Here is a 17,835-nt window from a genome sequence, read left to right as displayed (position 1 = left end):
TGCACTGATGCCACCCCTCGTCGTCGCCGAACGCATCGGCCAGTCGTTCCCCTCCGCCACCGTCCTGGCGGACGTCACCCTCGGCATCTCCGACGGCGACCGCGTCGGTGTCGTCGGCCGCAACGGCGACGGCAAGTCGACGCTGCTGCGGATCCTGGCCAAGCGCCTCGAGCCCGACAGCGGACGCGTCACGTGGCGTCGTGACCTCCGGGTCGGCTACGTCGAGCAGGACGACGTGCTCGATCCCGATCTCGCGGCGATCACGACCGTCGTGGGGGTGCGGCCCGAGCACGAGTGGGCCTCCGACGCCGGCGTGCGCGACGTCCTGGCCGGGCTGATGTCCGACGTCGACCACGAGGCCCTCGTCGGCACGCTCAGCGGCGGTCAGCGTCGGCGGGTCGCGCTGGCTCAGGCGCTCGTGCGCCGCTGGGACCTGCTGATCCTCGACGAGCCGACGAACCACCTCGACCTCGAGGGCGTCACGTGGCTCGCCCAGCACGTCAAGGGACGCTCGGAGGCGATCGCCGTCGTCACCCACGACCGGTGGTTCCTCGACGAGGTCTGCACGCTCACGTGGGAGGTCCACGACGCCCGCGTCGACGCCTTCGAGGGCGGTTATGCCGCCTACGTGCTCCAGCGCGTCGAGCGCGACCGGCAGGCCGCCTCGTCCGAGGAGCGGCGGCAGAACCTCATGCGCAAGGAGTTGGCCTGGCTGCGCCGCGGCGCCCCCGCGCGCACGTCCAAGCCCAAGTTCCGGATCGACGCCGCGAACGCGCTGATCGAGCGCGAGCCGCCGGTGCGCGACGCGGTCTCCCTCGCGAGGCTCGCGACCGCGCGGCTGGGCAAGGACGTCGTCGACCTGCTCGACGTCTCGGTGGCGTACGACGACCGGCCCGTCCTGGGTGACGTCGAGTGGCGGATCGGTCCGGGGGAGCGGGCCGGCATCCTCGGCCCGAACGGCGCCGGCAAGAGCACGCTGCTGGGTCTGGTGACGGGCGCGGTCGCGCCGACGTCGGGCCGGGTCAAGCGTGGCAAGACCGTGCAGATCGCGGCGCTCACCCAGCACCTTGCGGACCTCGACGACGTCCTCGACGACCGGGTCAGTGATGTCGTGGCGCGCCGGCGGGCGACCTACGTCACCGACGGCAAGGAGATGACCACCGGTCAGCTGCTCGAGCGGTTGGGCTTCACCTCGGCGCAGCTGTCGACGCCCGTGCGCGACCTGTCCGGCGGCCAGAAGCGGCGGCTGCAGCTCATGCTGATCCTGCTCGACGAACCGAACGTGCTGATCCTCGACGAGCCGACCAACGACATGGACACCGACATGCTGGCCGCGATCGAGGACCTGCTGGACACGTGGCCCGGAACGCTGCTCGTCGTCTCGCACGACCGGTACCTGCTCGAACGCGTCACCGACCACCAGTACGCGGTCCTCGCCGGGCCGGACGGGGTGGGCCACCTGCGACACCTCCCCGGCGGCGTCGACGAGTACCTGCGTCTGCAGTCAGCCGCTGAGTTGCACGTTGCGGCCGCGAGAACGGCCGAAAAGATGTCGGAAGGTGCCACTCAGCGAGGGGGGCGGGCCGACCGCGAGGCGAAGAAGGAGCTCGGGCGGCTGGAGCGGCGGATCGAGAAGCTCACCGAGCAGGTGCACGCGCTCGACGCGGCGATGGTCGAGGCGGGCGCCGACCACGAGCGGCTCATGCGCCTGTCGGCCGAGCGTGAGCCCGTGGTCGTCGAGCTCGAGGAGACCGAGCTGGCCTGGCTGGAGCTCGCGGAGGACTAGCGGATCGAGTCGGTCAGCGTCGCGAGCGCGGCGGCGACGGCCGTGCGCTGGGCGGCGGGCAGTGCGGCGAGCAGTTCTCGCTCGTGGACCAACAGGGCGTCCAGGGCGGCGTCGACGCGGTCCCGGCCCTCGTCGGTGAGCCGCACGAGCACGCCCCGCCGGTCGTCCGGATCGGGCCTGCGCACGACCAGTCCGCGCTCGACGAGGCGGTCGACGCGATTCGTCATCGTGCCGCTCGTGACCATCGTCGCGGCGACCAGCTGGCCGGGGGAGAGCTCGTACGGCACGCCCGTCCGGCGCAGCGCCGAGAGCACGTCCCACTCCCACGTCTCGAGGTCGTGGGTGGCGAAGGCCTGCTTGCGGACCCGGTCGAGCTGCTTGGCCAGCCGGGTGACCCGGCTGAGCACCTCCATGGGACTCACGTCGGCGTCGGGGCGCTCCCGCCGCCACGCCGCCACGATCCGGTCGACCTCGTCCATGCCTCCACGGTAGTCGATCAAGAATCTTGACGTCGAGAGACCGGAGTCGCTCAGAGTGACGTTCGAGGGCACTTTTCGGCCGATCGTGCCCTCGAACGTCACTCCCAGCGACTGCGGCCGGCTCCGGTAACCTGTAGCCGCCATCCCCGGTTGGTCTGTCGGCAGGGCCCGCCTGACTTTGAATCAGGACAAGCGACGCAGGTTCGACTCCTGCCCGGGGAGCGCGTGGTCGGGATTCTTCCCGGCCTACCAAGGCGAAAGCCAGCCCCCGGTTCCAGGGGGACGGGCTTTCTTGGGAAGCAAACCCTGCTCGACCGCACGGCGCCCGGGGTGGTGCGAGAGATTGCTTTAGGAGGGGCGGTCGCGTGAGCACCGAGCCGACGATCACGGACCCTGACGACCTGCGGGCCGCGACCGAGTCGCTGGTCGCCAGCTGGCTGGAGGGTGAGGGCAAGCAGACTCATCTGCAGCAGCGGCAGAAGCATGCGGACCCCACGCGGTTCGCCTCGATCTACGGGCTGGTCGGGCACGTCCATCTGCTCGTTCCCGAGGTGATGCGGTATCTCGAAGACGGCAACGACCTGCTCGCCATCCCTCTGCTGCGTCTGGCGTATGAGTCTGCGCTGACGGCGCAGTGGATGCTCCACAACGAGGACGCGGTGCTGGCTATCTACAACAAGGAGATCGCGCAGCAGAAGGCGCTGCAGGATGAACTCACCGCGACGCGGTTCGCTCCAACGGTCGAGGCGTTCCCCGCGATTGACGAGCCTGTGGAGTTCGTCTCCTCTGCTGACCGCGCGAAGCGGTTCAAGGCGTTATGTCTTGACCTCGCGCCGGGCGGTGACGAGGCGTACCTGATCTACCGGAGCCTATGCCGCAAGTCCCATCCGACGGGCTTTGTGATGGGGGCGTTCTTCGCCTTCGATGACGGCCAACTCGCTGTGCTGCGGCGGACGCCTATCAAGCCCGCTGGTGACGAGGAGGAGCCGTTCGGCTTCCTCTGCTGGCTGACCGTCGCTTGCGCCATCTGGGCGGGGCAGGCGGCCGACTACCTTGACCCCGACCGCCCCCGGCGCGATGAACTGCGGCGGGTGGCACGGGGGGCTGGTGTGGTCGAACTCGGCCTGACCCCGAAGGCACGTCAGCGTATTGAGCAGGATAAGAAGAAACGGCGCCGGAGCGGGTGGGTTGGCGCCAAGGCCAAGGGCAAGGGCAAGGTCAAGGGCAAGTCGGGGACAAAGTAGGGAACAAACGCCGTTGTGCCCGGTTCGACTACGTTGTGCCCGGATCGACTAGGTACACGGAATCCAAGGAGATATTGCACGAGCTTTTACGAGATTCGACGTCTGAGTTCGTCTTTGAATCAGGACAAGCGACGCAGGTTCGACTCCTGCCCGGGGAGCCCGGTGTCGCTGAGCTCCGGCTCCGGCCTGCGTCGGCCGGACAGCAGGCGCTCGACCGCCGCGGTCAACGCCGAGGGGGCGCGGAACAGCCAGGCGACAGGGACGACGGACTTCGCGGCGGCGAGTGCGGCGCAGGCCGCCAGCGCGACGACGAGGTTGAGGAGCGCCATGGTCCAGGCGCCGACGTCGTCCTTGAGGGCGCGGGTGAGTACGACCATCACGGGGAAGTGCGCCACGTAGAAGACGATCGACGAGCGGCCCACCCGGCCGAGCAGGTCCGGGACCCGACCGGCGAGGGGCAGGCACAGGACCGCGACGATCCCCGCGAGCGAGAACGGAACCGTCCACACGTCGAACTGCACCGCGAACGGCTGGTGCGCGGTCAGCAGCCCGAACGCGGCCGCAGCGGCCGCGCAGGACAGGGCGAGCGGGCGGGGCAGCAGCTTCGTGACGTCCTCCCGGCGGGTCGCCACGAGGTGCCCCAGGAAGAAGAACACGGCGAAGTAGCACCAGCGCTGGGCGACCTCGCCGTGCGGCAGGAGGGTGGCACCCACCAGGCCCGCCGCGACCGGCAGCCACAGCGGAAGCCGCTGCACCGCGGGCGCCACGAGGTAGTAGCCCGCGATGAAGAACAGGAACCACAGGTACGTCGAGTTCGGGCCCCATGAGCGCAGGTCCCCGGGCCACCCCGCGAGGGCGAACCCCAGCAGGCCCGCGACAGCGAGCCACACGAGGTACGGCCAGGCGATCCCGGAGAACTTCCCGGCGACGTAGCGGGGGGTCGGCTTCGCGAGCGACCGGCAGAGCACGAGCCCGGACAGGAACATCAGCATCGGCATCCGGAACGGCATGAAGAAGCCGTTGAACACCCACAGCGGCTCGGGGATCGGCACGCCGAGCGTCCACGGGACGGCGCCGCAGTGCCACACCAGGAGCAGGACCATCGCGCCGCCGCGGGCGGAGTCGATCCAGGTGAGGCGTGTGGGGGGCACCCCGCGAGGTTATCGGCGTCCCGGTCACGGCGAGGGATCCGTCCTGCGGCCTAGACTCGGGACGAACCGACGAAGGAGTCACGTGAGCGATCAGGTCACCGCCATCGTCCTGGCCGCCGGGGCCGGGACGCGGATGAAGTCCCGCCGGGCCAAGGTCCTGCACGAGATCGCCGGGCGGCCCATGCTCGGCCACGCGCTCGACGCGGTGCGCGGGGCGGGGATCGATCGCGTCGTCGCGGTCGTCGGCCACGACCGCGAGCAGGTCGAGCAGGCCCTCGCCGACCTGGACCCTGCGGCGACCGTCGCGATCCAGGCCGAGCAACGGGGGACCGGCGACGCCGTCCGGGTCGCGCTGGACGCGCTCGATGCGGGCGACGTCACGGGCGCCTACCTCGTCACCTACGCGGACGTGCCCTTGCTGTCGCCGGCGACCCTGACCGTCCTGCTGGAGGAGCACCGCTCGGCCGGTCGGGCCGTCACGATCCTCAGCGCCGAGCTCGAGGACCCCACCGGATACGGCCGCATCCTGCGGGGCGAGGACGGGGGAGTCGCCGCGATCCGCGAGCACAAGGACGCGAGCGACGACGAGCGGTCGGTGCGCGAGGTCAACAGCGGGATCCTCGTGGTCGACGGACCGTTCCTCGACCGTGCCGTGCGGTCCCTGTCCACCGACAACGCCCAGGGCGAGCTGTACCTGACCGACATCGTGGGCCGGGCCGTCTCCGAGGGCCTGCCGGTCGGCGCGCACGTCCTCGAGGACGTGTGGCAGACCGAGGGCGTCAACGACCGCGCCCAGCTGGCCCGCCTCGGCCGCGAACTCAACGCGCGCCTGGGCGAGCACTGGATGGCCGAGGGCGTCACGATCGTCGATCCCGCCACGACGTGGATCGACTCGGCCGTCACGATCGGTCCCGACACGATCGTGCAGCCCGGCACGCAGTTGCTGGGAGCGACCACGATCGGTGCCGGTGCGACGATCGGCCCCGACACGACACTGCGCAACGTCGAGGTCGGCGACGACGCCTCGGTCGTGCGCACGCACGCGTCCGATGCCGTGATCGGCCCGCGCGCGACCGTCGGCCCGTTCACGTACCTGCGGCCCGGCGTCGTCATCGACGAGGGGGCCAAGGCCGGCGCCTACGTCGAGCTCAAGAACGCCCACCTGGGGCCCGGCGCGAAGGTGCCGCACCTGTCGTACGTCGGTGACGCCGAGATCGGCGAGGGCACCAACGTCGGTGCCGGCTCGATCACCGCGAACTACGACGGCACGAAGAAGCAGCGCACCACGATCGGCCGGCACGTGCGGATCGGGTGCGACAACGTCCTCGTCGCACCGGTCACGATCGGCGACGGGGTCTACACCGGTGCCGGGACCGTCGTGCGCGAGGACGTCGCGCCGGGGGCGCTTTCGGTCCCGGACTCGGGGCAGAGGACAATCGAAGGGTGGGTCGCACGCCGGCGGCCGGGCACCCCCTCCGCGGACGCCGCGGACCAGACGCAGGAGCACAGCGGTGGCGACGAACAAGAGCCTGAGTAAGCGCACCCCGACCAACAACCTCATGTTGTTCTCGGGTCGGGCGCATCCGACCCTGGCGCAGGAAGTCGCCGAGCTGCTCGAGGTCGATCTCGTGCCGACCACCGCCTACGACTTCGCCAACGGCGAGATCTACGTCCGGTTCGACGAGTCGGTCCGCGGCTGTGACGCCTTCGTAATCCAGAGCCATGCCGCGCCGATCAACGAGGCGATCATGGAGCAGCTCATCATGATCGACGCGCTCAAGCGCGCCTCGGCCAAGCGCATCACCGTCGTGCTGCCGTTCTACGGCTACGCCCGCCAGGACAAGAAGCACCTGGGCCGCGAGCCGATCAGCGCCCGCCTCATGGCCGACCTGTTCCTCGCCGCCGGTGCCGACCGGCTCATGACGGTCGACCTGCACACCGCCCAGATCCAGGGCTTCTTCGACGGCCCGGTCGACCACCTGCTGGCGATGCCGATCCTGACCCGGCAGGTCAAGAAGAAGTACGGCAAGAAGCCGCTCGCGGTCGTCTCGCCCGACGCCGGCCGCATCAAGGTCGCCGAGCAGTGGGCCCGCCAGTTCGACAACGCCCCGCTCGCCTTCATCCACAAGACCCGCGACATCACGCAGGCGAACGTCACGAAGGCCAACCGCGTCGTCGGCGACGTCGCCGGTCGCACGTGCATCCTCGTCGACGACCTGATCGACACCGGCGGCACGATCTGCCAGGCCGCCGAGGCCCTCATGAACGAGGGTGCCGCCGAGGTCGTCATCGCCGCGACGCACGCCGTGTTCAGCGGCGAGGCCGTCGATCGCCTCAAGAACTCCGTCGCCACCGAGATCATCGTGACCAACACGCTGCCGCTGGACGACGACCTGCGCTTCGACAAGCTGACGTGCCTGTCGATCGCCCCGTTGCTCGCGCAGGCGGTCTCGGCGGTGTTCGAGGACGGGTCCGTCACGAGCCTCTTCGCGGAGAAATGAGAGCCGGACTCTTCCGTGCCGCGGGCCTGCTCGCGGGCATCTTCGCGGTGATCGGCGTCCTCGCCGCCCTGATCGGGGCGACGATCGCCGGCCAGATGCCCATCGACCCGCTGCCGATCATCGTGCTGGCCGGTGCGCTGGTGCTGGCCGGTGCGATCATCGCGGTCATCGCGATGCTCTCCGACTGGTGGCTCAAGGACCGCATCCCCGACGACGACCAGCGGCTCACGGTCGCGACCATGATCGCCTCGGCGATGGTGCTGCTCAGTGGCCTGATGAGCGTCGGCTCGCTGGGCATCCTGGCCTTCGCGGTCACCGCGATGCTCGCGGTGCTGACCCAGCAGGTGCTGTACCGCACGCTGCACTGACGGCCGGACAGGCCGGTCGGCCTCAGCCGTTCGCGGTGCTGGCGGCGCCGCCGGGCTGGCGGCGCGTGCGGTAGGCGGTCATGAGCCGCTTCGTCATGGGCTCCTCGAAGATGCGGTAGAGGTACCACGTCGCGACCACCACGAGCAGGACCGAGAGCGTCACCGACACCGGCTCGCTCACGAGGCCCAGCCGGGCCAGGACGGCGGGGACGATCGGCGCGATCAGGGGATGGAACAGGTACATCGTGTACGAGGCGTCGCCGAGCCGCAGGACGGGATGCGGGATGCGCCCGCGCAGCAGCGGGTCGGCCACGACGACCGCGACGAGCACCGCCGTGACCCCCACGACACGCACGAACAGGCGCGTGTCGAAGGCCGAGCCCTCGTCGGCGCCGAGCACGCACACGAGCGCCGTCAGGGCGAACGCGCCGAGCAGTCGCGCGATGAGTCGCACGACGTCGCCGCCCACGACGAACACGCCGATGATCATGCCCACGAGGAAGTACAGGACGACCGGATTCAGGTAGTAGGCCGGCACCGGCGGATCCTCACCCACGAAGGCCGAGCCGAGCGCGAGCAGGCCCAGGGCCGCACCGCAGAAGAGCAGGGGCCGGATCTTGAGGAACAGCGCGAGCGTGAACAGGGCGTAGAACGCCATCTCGAAGATCAGTGTCCAGCCGACGCCGAGCAGCGGCTCGATCGTGCCGTCGGGACGGCGCGACGGCAGGAACAGGTACGACCAGAAGACGTTGCTCCAGTCGAGCGTCGCGTGGACGACGGCACCGGGCACCGCGACGAGCGTCAGCAGCTTGACCGTCGTGGCGAACCAGTAGGTCGGCGCGATGCGGATCACCCGTCGGATGCCGAAGTCGGACCAGAACCCCGGGGTGCCCTCGCGTCCGGAGGTCGACACGATCATCACCAGGCCGCTGATGACGAAGAAGATCGGCACGCCGATCTCGCCGAAGTGCCACACGTCGATGTCGGGGTCGAGCCGGTCCTTCGCGTAGAGCGTGGAGTGGGTCACCACGACCAGGAGCGCGGCGACGAAGCGCATCGCCTGCACTCCGTCGAGCCGGCCCGTCCTGCGCACCCGCGTTCCCGACGCCATCCACCCAGTATCGGGGCCGTCGCCTCACGATGTGGCGCGGACCGCGGTTTTCGTCCTTCGGCGTCCTTGGGTTAGAATCGACAAGTTGCCTCGGCGAGGGTCCAGACCCATGCGGACCGTGATCGACAGGGCGCTCCAACGGAGTGTTGTGTCGAGCGCCGAGACCTGAAACCCACTCCCGAGGAGAAGAACGACCCGTGGCCGAGATCAAGATTTCCGCCGAGCAGCGCACCGAGTTCGGCAAGGGCGCCGCCCGCCGCATCCGTCGCGAGAGCAAGATCCCCGCCGTCCTGTACGGGCACGGCACGGACCCCGTCCACGTCACCCTGCCGGGCCACGACACGATGCTGGCGCTCAAGACCGCCAACGCGCTGCTCGCGATCGACCTGGGTTCGGACAACCACCTCGCCATCCCGAAGCAGGTCCAGCGCGACCCGCTCAAGGGCTTCATCGAGCACGTCGACCTGCTCATCGTCCGCCGTGGCGAGAAGGTCACCGTCGACATCGCGATCAACATCGTCGGCGAGCCCCAGCCCGACGTCCTCGTCGTCACCGAGAACGCCACCGTGGCGCTCGAGGTCGAGGCGACCCACATCCCGACCGAGATCGAGGTCTCGATCGACGGACTCGCGGTCGGCTCGCAGGTGCTCGCCTCCGACCTGGTGCTGCCCACCGGTGCGGCGCTGGCCGTCGAGGACGACTTCATGATCCTCAACCTGACGCACGCGCCGACGGCCGCCGAGGTCGACGCCGAGCTCGAGGGTGCCGAGGCCGAGGCCGGCATCGAGCACGACGCCCCGACCGTGGCCGAGGACGCTCCCGCCGAGGCGGAGTCCTCCGAGAGCTGATGACCTGGCTCGTCGTCGGGCTGGGCAACCCCGGCCCGGCGTACGCCGCCACCCGGCACAACGTCGGGTATCACGTGACCGACGAACTGGCCGCCCGCATGGGCGGCCGGTTCTCGTCGCTCAAGGCGGCGCGCGCCGATGTCGTCTCCGGCCTGCTGGTCGGCCAGCGCACCGTGCTGGGCCGCGGCCGCTCGTACATGAACGAGAGCGGCGGACCGGTGTCCGCGATGATGAAGTACCACGACATCGCCCCCGACCGGCTCATCGTCGTGCACGACGAGCTCGACCTGCCGCTCGGCGCGCTGCGCTGCAAGCTGGGCGGCGGCGACAACGGGCACAACGGACTGAAGTCGATCCGCCAGTCGATCGGCACGGGCGACTTCCTGCGGGTCCGTTTCGGCATCGGCCGTCCTCCCGGACAGCAGCCCGTGCACGACTACGTGCTCAAGCCGTTCGCGAAGGCCGAGCGGATCGAGGCCGACATCGTCACGCAGGAGGCTGCGGACGCGGTCGAGAGCCTCATCACGGTCGGCCTCGAGAAGACGCAGAGCGCCTTCAACTCCTGAGGATCTGCTGAAGAGTTCGCGGTACCGGCTCCGTCTGCGGGCAGTGCCCCGGTACGATCGGGCGACATCGCCGGCGAGAGGAGCCATCGTGACGACGAGAGTCCGCTGGGCACTGGTGGCCGCGGCCGTCGCGGTGATCGCCGTCGTGGTGTTCCTGCTCTTCCGTGGCGAGGACGACCCCGCCGAGCCGTCCGCCTCCGGGACCACCGCCTCGGCCACGCCCTCGAGCTCCGCCTCGCCGGGGGAGCCGGATGCGACGGCGTCCGAGCCCAGCACGAAGAAGACGACGTCGGCCGGTGCCGACGAGGGCGAGCCCCGGGTCGTCGGCCTGGACGACGAGGCCACGATCGATCGTGGTGCCAGCGCGCGCATCGTGAAGATCGAGTCCGTCACGAGCAAGGCGAAGGGTCCCGGCGAGGTCAGCGGACCGGCGATCCGCGTCACATTCGAGGTCGACGCGGGCAGCAAGCCGGTCGACGTGTCCGACGTGTCGGTCAACGCGTACTACGGCGCGGACCTGACGCCGTCCATCCCGATGACCCAACCCGGCAGCGACCCGTTCTCCGGGACCGTGGCCGCCGGCAAGACCGCGCGCGGCGTGTACGTCTTCAACGTCCCGAAGAAGCAGCGCTCGGACGTCACGGTCGAGATGTACTACGCCGCCGACCGCCCCGCGGTCCGGTTCCACGGCGCCGTCTGAGCGTCCTCACACCTCTTCTTTCGGACCTCGCGTCCGGAGCCCTGTGATGCCTGTGTGACTCAAGTGTCCCAAGTGCCACATGAGTCGTGATTCTCACTGCAATTTGAGCCATTTTTCACGGTTCCCCGGCGCTCTCGGGGGGTTACCGCCTAACTTCGAGGTCTGTCGTCGGCCATGGGGGTGGTGCGGCGTCTCACTCGGGAAAGGGAACCGCCGTGAACTCGTTCGTCCGCCGGACACTCAGCTGCGTGGTGTCGACGCTCTGCCTTGCCGTTGCGCTGGTGCTCATCCCTGCGACCGCGCAGGCCGCCGACCCCAATCCGCTGGACGACGTCCCTGCGACGGTGTCGGCCGACGTCCTGCCGACCGTCCAGGTCAACGGTGTCGTCTGGGACCAGGCGATCTACGGCAACACGGTGTACGCGGTGGGCAACTTCACCTCCGCGCGCCCGGCCGGCAACCCGGCCGGTACGAACGAGACCACGCGCCGGTACATGCTGGCCTACAACCTCACGACCGGCACGCTCATCACGGGCTTCAACGCGTACTTCAACTCGCAGGTGACGTCCGTGTCCGTCGCGCCGGACGGCTCGGCCGTCTACGTCGGTGGACAGTTCACGACCGCCAACGGCCAGACCCGCAACCGCCTCGCGGCCCTCAACCCGGCCACGGGCGCACCGCTGTCGACCTTCACGCCCAACGTCAACGGCCAGGTCATCTCCGTCACCGCGACGGCGGACACGGTGTACTTCGGCGGCACCTTCACCGCGGTCAACGGCGTGACCCGGACGCGTGCGGCGGGGGTCGCCCGGTCGAACGGCGCGCTGACCGGCTTCGCGCCGTCGATCCCTGAGCTCGCGGTCCGCGGCGTCGCGTACAACGACGGCAAGGTCGCCCTCGGCGGCTCGTTCACGTCGGTCAACGGCTCGTCGCAGCCCGGCTACGGTCTGGCGCTGCTCAACGCCTCGGACGGGACCAGCCTGCCGATGCAGGCGAACGACTACGTCCGCAACGGCGGGGTGGACGCGGCGATCTGGAACCTCAACGGCGATGCGAGCGGCATCTACGGCGTGGGTTACCACTTCGGCGGCGGCGGCACCGACGAGGGCGCGTTCGCGATCGACTGGAACGGCGTCCTGCGCTGGAACCAGGACTGCCACGGAGACACGTACGACGTCTCGGCCACGGGCAACGTTGCGTACACGGTGTCCCACAACCACTACTGCGGCAACCTCGGGACGGGCGGCTTCCCGCAGACCGACCCCTGGAGCTTCTACCGCGGCGGAGCGGTGACCAACTACGCCACGGGCGTCAACAAGGCCGACATCTACGGCTACCCGTCGCACGCCGGCGAGCCCAGCCCGACCCTGCTGAACTTCTTCCCGTCGATCGCGGCGGGCACGTTCACCGGCACGTCGCAGGGCGCGTGGGACGTCGAGGCGTCCACCGACGGCAATTACGTCGTGATGGGCGGCGAGTTCCCGGTCGTCGGGAACAAGCAGCAGCAGGGCCTCGTCCGCTTCGCGAAGCGCAGCATCTCGCCGCACGCGATCGGCCCGTACCTCAGCGCTCCGCAGATGGACCCGGTCCTCAAGGCCGCGGGCTCGGGCAAGATCCGCATCTCGTGGCCCGGCAACTGGGACCGCGACGACTCGCGCCTCACGTACCGGCTGTTCCGGACGAGCACGACCGTGGTCAAGGAGATCTCGCAGAACGCGCGGTTCTGGGAGTCCAAGCCGATGAGCTTCACCGACAGTGGACTCACGCCGGGCAACTCGTACCGCTATCGCGTCCAGACGATCGACCCGGACAACAACTCGACCTACTCGGCGTGGGTGACCGGCACGGCCGGTACCGGCGACGAGCTCGGTGCGTACGGCGATGCCGTGCTCGCCGACGGGGCGTCCAAGTTCTGGCGTCTCGACGACACGGGCACGTCGGTCTACGACTGGGCCGGGGCCGACAACACGACGGCCGGCGCCGGCGTGACGCGGGGGACGAGCGGAGCGCTGCTCAACTCGTCGAACACCGCGTCGACGTTCAACGGGGCCGAGGACGGTCTCATCGTGTCGAAGGAGCTCGTGCCCGGACCGAACACGTTCTCGACCGAGGTCTGGTTCCGCACGACGACCACGACGGGCGGCAAGATCGCCGGGTTCGGCAATGCCGCGAGCGGCAACTCCGGCAGCTACGACCGGCACATCTACATGAACGGTGCGGGACAGGTCCGGTTCGGCACGTACACCGGGAACCTCAACGTCGTCGGCAACTCGAAGGCGTACAACGACGGGCAGTGGCACCAGGCCGTCGCGACGCTGGGTCCGGACGGCCAGGCGCTGTACATCGACGGCAAGCGCGTCGGCTCGAACGCGGGCGTCACGACCGGGCAGGACTACACCGGGTACTGGCGCGTCGGCGGTGACAGCGCGTGGGAGGGCGACAACTACTTCGACGGCGACGTCGACGACTTCTCCCTCTACCCGACGGCCCTGACGAAGCAGCAGGTCAACGCCCACTGGATCGCCAGCGGTCGCCCCTCGGCGATCCCGCAGGCACCGGCCGACGACTACGGCAAGGCCGTCTTCCAGTCCGACCCCGACCTGTACTGGCGCCTGAACGAGACCTCGGGCACGACGGCCGCGGACTCGTCGGTCGCGGACAACGCGGGCACGATCTACGGCGCGCCCGAGCTGGGCCGCGCCGGCATCACGACCGACAACGCCGCGATGGGCGTGCGCCGTCCCGGCAACGGCCAGGCCGGCACGAACGTCGTGGCGACGCAGGCGACCGCGAACCCGACCGCCTTCACCGAGGAGGTCTGGATCAAGACCGACACCACGACCGGTGGGCGCATCCTCGGCTTCGGCAACAGTTCGAACGGCGACAACTCGAACAACTACGACCGGCACCTCTACATGCTCGACAACGGCAAGGTGCGGTTCGGCGTCTACAACGGCAACACGGTCACGATCGACTCCGTGGCGGCGCTGAACGACAACATGTGGCACCAGGTGGTGGCGACGTTCGGCCCCGGTGGGATGAAGCTGTACGTCGACGGTGAGCTCAACTCGTCGAACGGGAACACCTCTGCCCAGGACTACACCGGCTACTGGAAGGTCGGCGGCGACAACGCCTGGGGCGGCAACTCGTCGCAGTACTTCCTCGGCGACGTCGACGAGGTCGCGATCTACGGTCGGGCCCTCCCGCAGGCCGAGATCCAGGACCACTACGGCAAGGGCACCGCGTCCTGGCCGAACACCGCGCCGAACGTGGCCTTCACGTGGTCGGCACGCGCCTCGACCGCGACGTTCGACTCCGTGGCGACCGACCCGGGCGGACACATCGCGTCCTACCTGTGGGAGTTCGGCGACGGCTCCACCAGCACGGAGGCCGACCCGGTCCACACGTACTCGACCGGCGGCACGTACACGGTCAAGCTGTCGGTGACCGACAACGGCGGGGCGACCAATGAGGTCTCCCACGACGTGACCGTCACGTCGGCGCCCCCGCTGCCGGCCGACGACTACGGCAAGGCCGTGCGCCAGTCGGACCCCGACCTGTACTGGCGTCTCGCCGACGCGAGCGGCTCGGCCACCGCGGCCGACGCGTCGATCGGCGAGAACCCCGGCTCGTTCTTCGGGTCGATCGACTACGGCCGGCCGGGCATCGTCGACAGCAACGCCGCCGTCGGTCTCGGCGGAGGCGTCGTGGCGAGCCAGCCCTGGAACAACCCGACGACCTTCAGCCAGGAGGTCTGGATCCGGACGAACACCACGACCGGCGGACGCATCCTCGGCTTCGGCAACAGCTCGTCGGGCAACTTCTCGTCCGGCTACGACCGGCACCTCTACATGCTCGACAACGGCATCGTCCGCTTCGGCACGTGGACCGGCTTCGCCAACACGATCGACTCCACGACCCCGCTCAACGACGGTGCCTGGCACCAGGTCGTGACCTCGCTGGGCTCCGACGGCATGAAGATGTACGTCGACGGCCTGCTGGTCAGCAGCAGCGGCAACACGTCCGCCCAGGACTACACGGGCTGGTGGAAGGTCGGCGGCGACAACACGTGGGGCGGCAACTCCAGCGCGAACTTCAACGGCGACGTCGACGAGGTCGCGATCTACCGGCGAGTCCTGAACCCGACCGAGATCGCGGGCCACTTCACGGCGGCCAGCGGAGGCAGCCCCAACCAGGCCCCGACGGCGGACTTCAGCACGGCGATCACGAACCTCAAGGTCGACTTCACCTCGACCGCGAACGATCCCGACGGGACGATCGCGTCCTACGCCTGGACCTTCGGCGACGGCGCGACCTCGACCGAGGCGAACCCGACCCACACGTACGCCACGGGCGGCTTCAAGACCGTGACGCTCGCCGTGACCGACAACGAGGGCAAGACGACCTCGGTCAGTCACACCGTGTTCGTGGAGCCTGCGAATGTCGCGCCCACGGCGGACTTCAGCACGGCCATCACGAACCTGAAGGTCGACTTCACCTCGACGTCGACGGACAGCGACGGCACGATCGCGTCGTACCTGTGGGAGTTCGGTGACGGCGAGACGTCGACCGAGACGAACCCGTCGCACACCTACGCGACGGCCGGTACGAAGACGGTCAAGCTGACGGTCACCGACGACGACGGCGCCTCGACCCCCGTCACGAAGACCGTGACGGTGGACGTCGCGAACCAGGGTCCGACGGCCGACTTCACGACGGTGGTGACGAACCTCAAGGTGGACTTCACCTCGACGTCGACCGATCCGGACGGGACGATCGCGTCGTACGCCTGGAGCTTCGGCGACGGCGGGACGTCGACGGCGGCGAACCCGACGCACACGTTCACCACCGGCGGGTTCAAGACGGTGACGCTCACCGTCACGGACAACCGGGGTGCGACCGCCCAGGCGGTGCAGCAGGTCTTCGTCAGCGAGCCCCCGAACGCGGAGCCGACGGCGGACTTCACGACCGTGATCACGAACCTGAAGGTCGACTTCACCTCGACGTCGACCGACAGCGACGGGACGATCGCGTCCTACGCCTGGGAGTTCGGTGACGGTGACACGTCGACGGCGACCAACCCGTCGCACACGTACACGACGGCCGGCGACAAGACGGTCAAGCTGACGGTGACCGACGACGACGGTGCCTCGAAGTCCGTGACGAAGACGGTCACGGTCACGGCCCCACCGGCGAACCAGGACCCGACGGCCGACTTCACGACGGTGATCACGAACCTCAAGGCCGACTTCACGTCGACCTCGAGTGATCCGGACGGCACGATCGCGTCCTACGCCTGGGAGTTCGGTGACGGTGACACGTCGACGGCGACCAACCCGTCGCACACGTACACGACGGCCGGCGACAAGACGGTCAAGCTGACGGTCACCGACAACGGCGGTGCCTCGAAGTCCGTGACGAAGACGATCACGGTCACCGCCCCGCCGACCTCGACGGCCCTCGCGCAGGACGGCTTCGGCCGGACCGTGGCGAACGGCTGGGGCACGGCTGACGTCGGTGGCGCCTGGACGACCGTCGGCACGGCGGCGAACCTGTCGGTCAACGGCACGGTGGGCCAGATCCGCAGTGCGACGGCAGGGCAGTCGACCCGCGCCACGCTGAACGGCGTGTCGTCGACCTCGACGGACCTGTCCGGCAGCTACCAGCTCGACAAGCTGGCCGATGGTGGCGGGATCTTCCTCTCCCTCGGGGCGCGCGCGGTGGGCACGAACGACTACCGGGCGAAGATCAAGGTCGCTGCCGACGGCACCCAGACCCTGTACCTCGTGCGGGTGGTGTCGAACGCCGAGACGACGCTCGGCTCCGTGGCCCTCAGCAGCGCGCTGAACTACACGGTCGGGTCGACGATGCAGGTGCGGCTCCAGGTCGAGGGAACGTCGCCGACCTCGGTGCGGGCCCGGGTCTGGAAGACCGGTACGGCCGAGCCGACGGCGTGGACCCTCACGCGCACCGACTCGACGGCGGGTCTCCAGGTCGCCGGTGGTGTCACGGTGATGACCTACCTGTCCGGCAGCTCGACGAACGTCCCGGTCGTGGCGTCGTTCGACTCGCTGCTGGCGAGGTCGGTCGACGGCACGCCTCCGGCGAACGCGGCACCGACGGCGAACTTCACGTCCGCCGTGACGAACCTGAAGGCCGACTTCACGTCGACGTCCTCGGACACCGACGGGACGATCGCGTCCTACCTGTGGGAGTTCGGTGACGGCGACACGTCGACGGCGGCGAACCCGTCGCACACCTACACGACGGCGGGCGACAAGTCGGTCAAGCTCACCGTCACCGACAACGGCGGGTCGACGGGCACGGTGACCAAGACCGTCACCGTGACGTCGCCCCCGGCGAACGACACGGCGCTCGCGCGTGACGCGTTCGGTCGCACGGTCGCAAACGGGTGGGGCACGGCGGACAAGGGCGGCGCGTGGGCGACGACGGGTTCGGCGAGTTTGTTCTCGGTGGGTTCGGGAGTGGGCACGCTGACGATGGCGGCGCCCGGCAATGCTCCGAAGGTCACGTTGGGCTCGGTGTCGTCGACGGCGACGGACGTGACGACGACCTACACGACGGACAAGCTGGGGACCGGCGGCGGGATCTACTTCTCGCTGGGCGGTCGCGCGGTGGGGACGAACGACTACCGGGCGAAGGTGAAGCTGGCCGCCGACGGGACGCAGACGCTGTACCTGGTGAGCGTCGTGTCGAACGCGGAGACGACGCTGGGCTCGGTGGCGTTGGGGTCGGCCCTGAACTACACGCCGGGGGCGGCCATGCAGGTGCGGCTCCAGGTCTCCGGGACGACGCCGACGACGGTGCGGGCCCGGGTGTGGAAGGTCGGGACGACGGAGCCCACGACCTGGAACCTGACGCGGACCGATTCGACGTCCGGTCTGCAGGTCGCCGGCGGGGTGTCGATGCTGGCATTCCTGTCCGGTTCGTCGACCAACGCGCCGGTCAAGATCACGGTGGACGACTTCCTCGCGAACCCGCTCTGATCTCATGGTGTGACGTAAGTCACAGTTGCAGTTGTGACTGGCGTTTCAGCGTTAAATGGCAGTTGCGCCAGGTT

General features: G+C 69.4%; 12 protein-coding genes and 1 tRNA gene. 10 read left to right on the top strand and 3 right to left on the bottom strand.

Features of this window, described 5'->3' with window-relative positions; genetic code table 11:
* The first annotated feature begins 7 nt into the window (after positions 1–7).
* The gene (locus ACT26F_RS10240) at positions 8–1,786 is read left to right on the top strand and encodes an ABC-F family ATP-binding cassette domain-containing protein (protein WP_471670427.1); all 1,779 of its coding nucleotides are present in this window, start codon (positions 8–10) and stop codon (positions 1,784–1,786) included.
* Here the strand turns inward: ACT26F_RS10240 and ACT26F_RS10235 are convergent.
* Positions 1,783–2,265, bottom strand: a complete 483-nt coding sequence (locus ACT26F_RS10235) for a MarR family winged helix-turn-helix transcriptional regulator (protein ID WP_471670426.1) — start codon at positions 2,263–2,265, stop codon at positions 1,783–1,785. The genes ACT26F_RS10240 and ACT26F_RS10235 overlap by 4 nt on opposite strands.
* Before the next feature lie 143 nt (positions 2,266–2,408).
* On the opposite strand from ACT26F_RS10235, the gene ACT26F_RS10230 reads away from it, so the two are divergent.
* Together ACT26F_RS10230 and ACT26F_RS10225 are read left to right on the top strand one after the other, a co-directional pair.
* A tRNA-Gln gene (locus tag ACT26F_RS10230) sits at positions 2,409–2,487 on the top strand.
* Positions 2,488–2,630: 143 nt separating this feature from the next.
* Complete coding sequence (locus ACT26F_RS10225; RefSeq protein ID WP_471670425.1) at positions 2,631–3,509, top strand: hypothetical protein; 879 nt, start codon at positions 2,631–2,633, stop codon at positions 3,507–3,509.
* Positions 3,510–3,628: 119 nt separating this feature from the next.
* Here ACT26F_RS10225 and ACT26F_RS10220 read toward each other — a convergent pair whose 3' ends face one another.
* Complete coding sequence (locus tag ACT26F_RS10220) at positions 3,629–4,660, bottom strand: acyltransferase family protein (RefSeq protein WP_471670424.1); 1,032 nt, start codon at positions 4,658–4,660, stop codon at positions 3,629–3,631.
* Positions 4,661–4,742: 82 nt separating this feature from the next.
* Here ACT26F_RS10220 and glmU point away from each other — a divergent pair, with 82 nt between their 5' ends.
* Genes glmU through ACT26F_RS10205 form a run of 3 tightly spaced genes read left to right on the top strand, consistent with a single transcriptional unit; the run spans position 4,743 to position 7,529 of the window.
* Positions 4,743–6,197, top strand: a complete 1,455-nt coding sequence (gene glmU / locus ACT26F_RS10215; protein ID WP_471670423.1) for a bifunctional UDP-N-acetylglucosamine diphosphorylase/glucosamine-1-phosphate N-acetyltransferase GlmU — start codon at positions 4,743–4,745, stop codon at positions 6,195–6,197.
* 22 nt (positions 6,198–6,219) lie between these two features.
* Positions 6,220–7,161, top strand: coding sequence for a ribose-phosphate diphosphokinase (locus tag ACT26F_RS10210; protein ID WP_471671676.1), 942 nt, complete (start codon positions 6,220–6,222; stop codon positions 7,159–7,161).
* Positions 7,158–7,529: a hypothetical protein gene (locus tag ACT26F_RS10205; protein ID WP_471670422.1), complete on the top strand. Its 372-nt coding sequence runs from the start codon at positions 7,158–7,160 to the stop codon at positions 7,527–7,529. Before ACT26F_RS10210 ends, ACT26F_RS10205 begins: the two co-directional genes overlap by 4 nt.
* Before the next feature lie 22 nt (positions 7,530–7,551).
* Here ACT26F_RS10205 and ACT26F_RS10200 read toward each other — a convergent pair whose 3' ends face one another.
* Complete coding sequence (locus tag ACT26F_RS10200; protein WP_471670421.1) at positions 7,552–8,640, bottom strand: acyltransferase family protein; 1,089 nt, start codon at positions 8,638–8,640, stop codon at positions 7,552–7,554.
* 197 nt (positions 8,641–8,837) lie between these two features.
* Between ACT26F_RS10200 and ACT26F_RS10195 the strand changes: the two genes are divergently transcribed.
* The 4 genes from ACT26F_RS10195 (at position 8,838) to ACT26F_RS10180 (ending at position 17,761) form a co-directional block, all read left to right on the top strand.
* A complete protein-coding gene (locus ACT26F_RS10195; protein ID WP_471670420.1) occupies positions 8,838–9,488 on the top strand; it encodes a 50S ribosomal protein L25/general stress protein Ctc in 651 nt (216 codons plus the stop codon).
* The gene (gene pth, locus ACT26F_RS10190) at positions 9,488–10,054 is read left to right on the top strand and encodes an aminoacyl-tRNA hydrolase (RefSeq protein ID WP_471670419.1); all 567 of its coding nucleotides are present in this window, start codon (positions 9,488–9,490) and stop codon (positions 10,052–10,054) included. Before ACT26F_RS10195 ends, pth begins: the two co-directional genes overlap by 1 nt.
* 88 nt (positions 10,055–10,142) lie before the next feature.
* Positions 10,143–10,754, top strand: coding sequence for a hypothetical protein (locus ACT26F_RS10185; protein WP_471670418.1), 612 nt, complete (start codon positions 10,143–10,145; stop codon positions 10,752–10,754).
* Between the two features lie 215 nt (positions 10,755–10,969).
* Complete coding sequence (locus ACT26F_RS10180) at positions 10,970–17,761, top strand: PKD domain-containing protein (RefSeq protein ID WP_471670417.1); 6,792 nt, start codon at positions 10,970–10,972, stop codon at positions 17,759–17,761.
* The last annotated feature ends 74 nt before the right edge of the window (positions 17,762–17,835 follow it).

This window comes from Aeromicrobium sp. SP1, from assembly GCF_055663785.1.
Note: the sequence above shows the minus strand (reverse complement) of the source record. Positions and strands in the feature narration are given on the sequence as shown.

What these genes read in the sequence shown, in the direction of transcription:
- ACT26F_RS10240 (WP_471670427.1), top strand. Translation starts at nt 8, where the DNA reads ATGCCACCCCTCGTCGTCGCCGAACGCATCGGCCAGTCGTTCCCCTCC.
- ACT26F_RS10235 (WP_471670426.1), bottom strand. Translation starts at nt 2,265, where the DNA reads ATGGACGAGGTCGACCGGATCGTGGCGGCGTGGCGGCGGGAGCGCCCC.
- ACT26F_RS10210 (WP_471671676.1), top strand. Translation starts at nt 6,220, where the DNA reads ATGTTGTTCTCGGGTCGGGCGCATCCGACCCTGGCGCAGGAAGTCGCC.
- ACT26F_RS10205 (WP_471670422.1), top strand. Translation starts at nt 7,158, where the DNA reads ATGAGAGCCGGACTCTTCCGTGCCGCGGGCCTGCTCGCGGGCATCTTC.
- ACT26F_RS10200 (WP_471670421.1), bottom strand. Translation starts at nt 8,640, where the DNA reads ATGGCGTCGGGAACGCGGGTGCGCAGGACGGGCCGGCTCGACGGAGTG.
- pth (WP_471670419.1), top strand. Translation starts at nt 9,488, where the DNA reads ATGACCTGGCTCGTCGTCGGGCTGGGCAACCCCGGCCCGGCGTACGCC.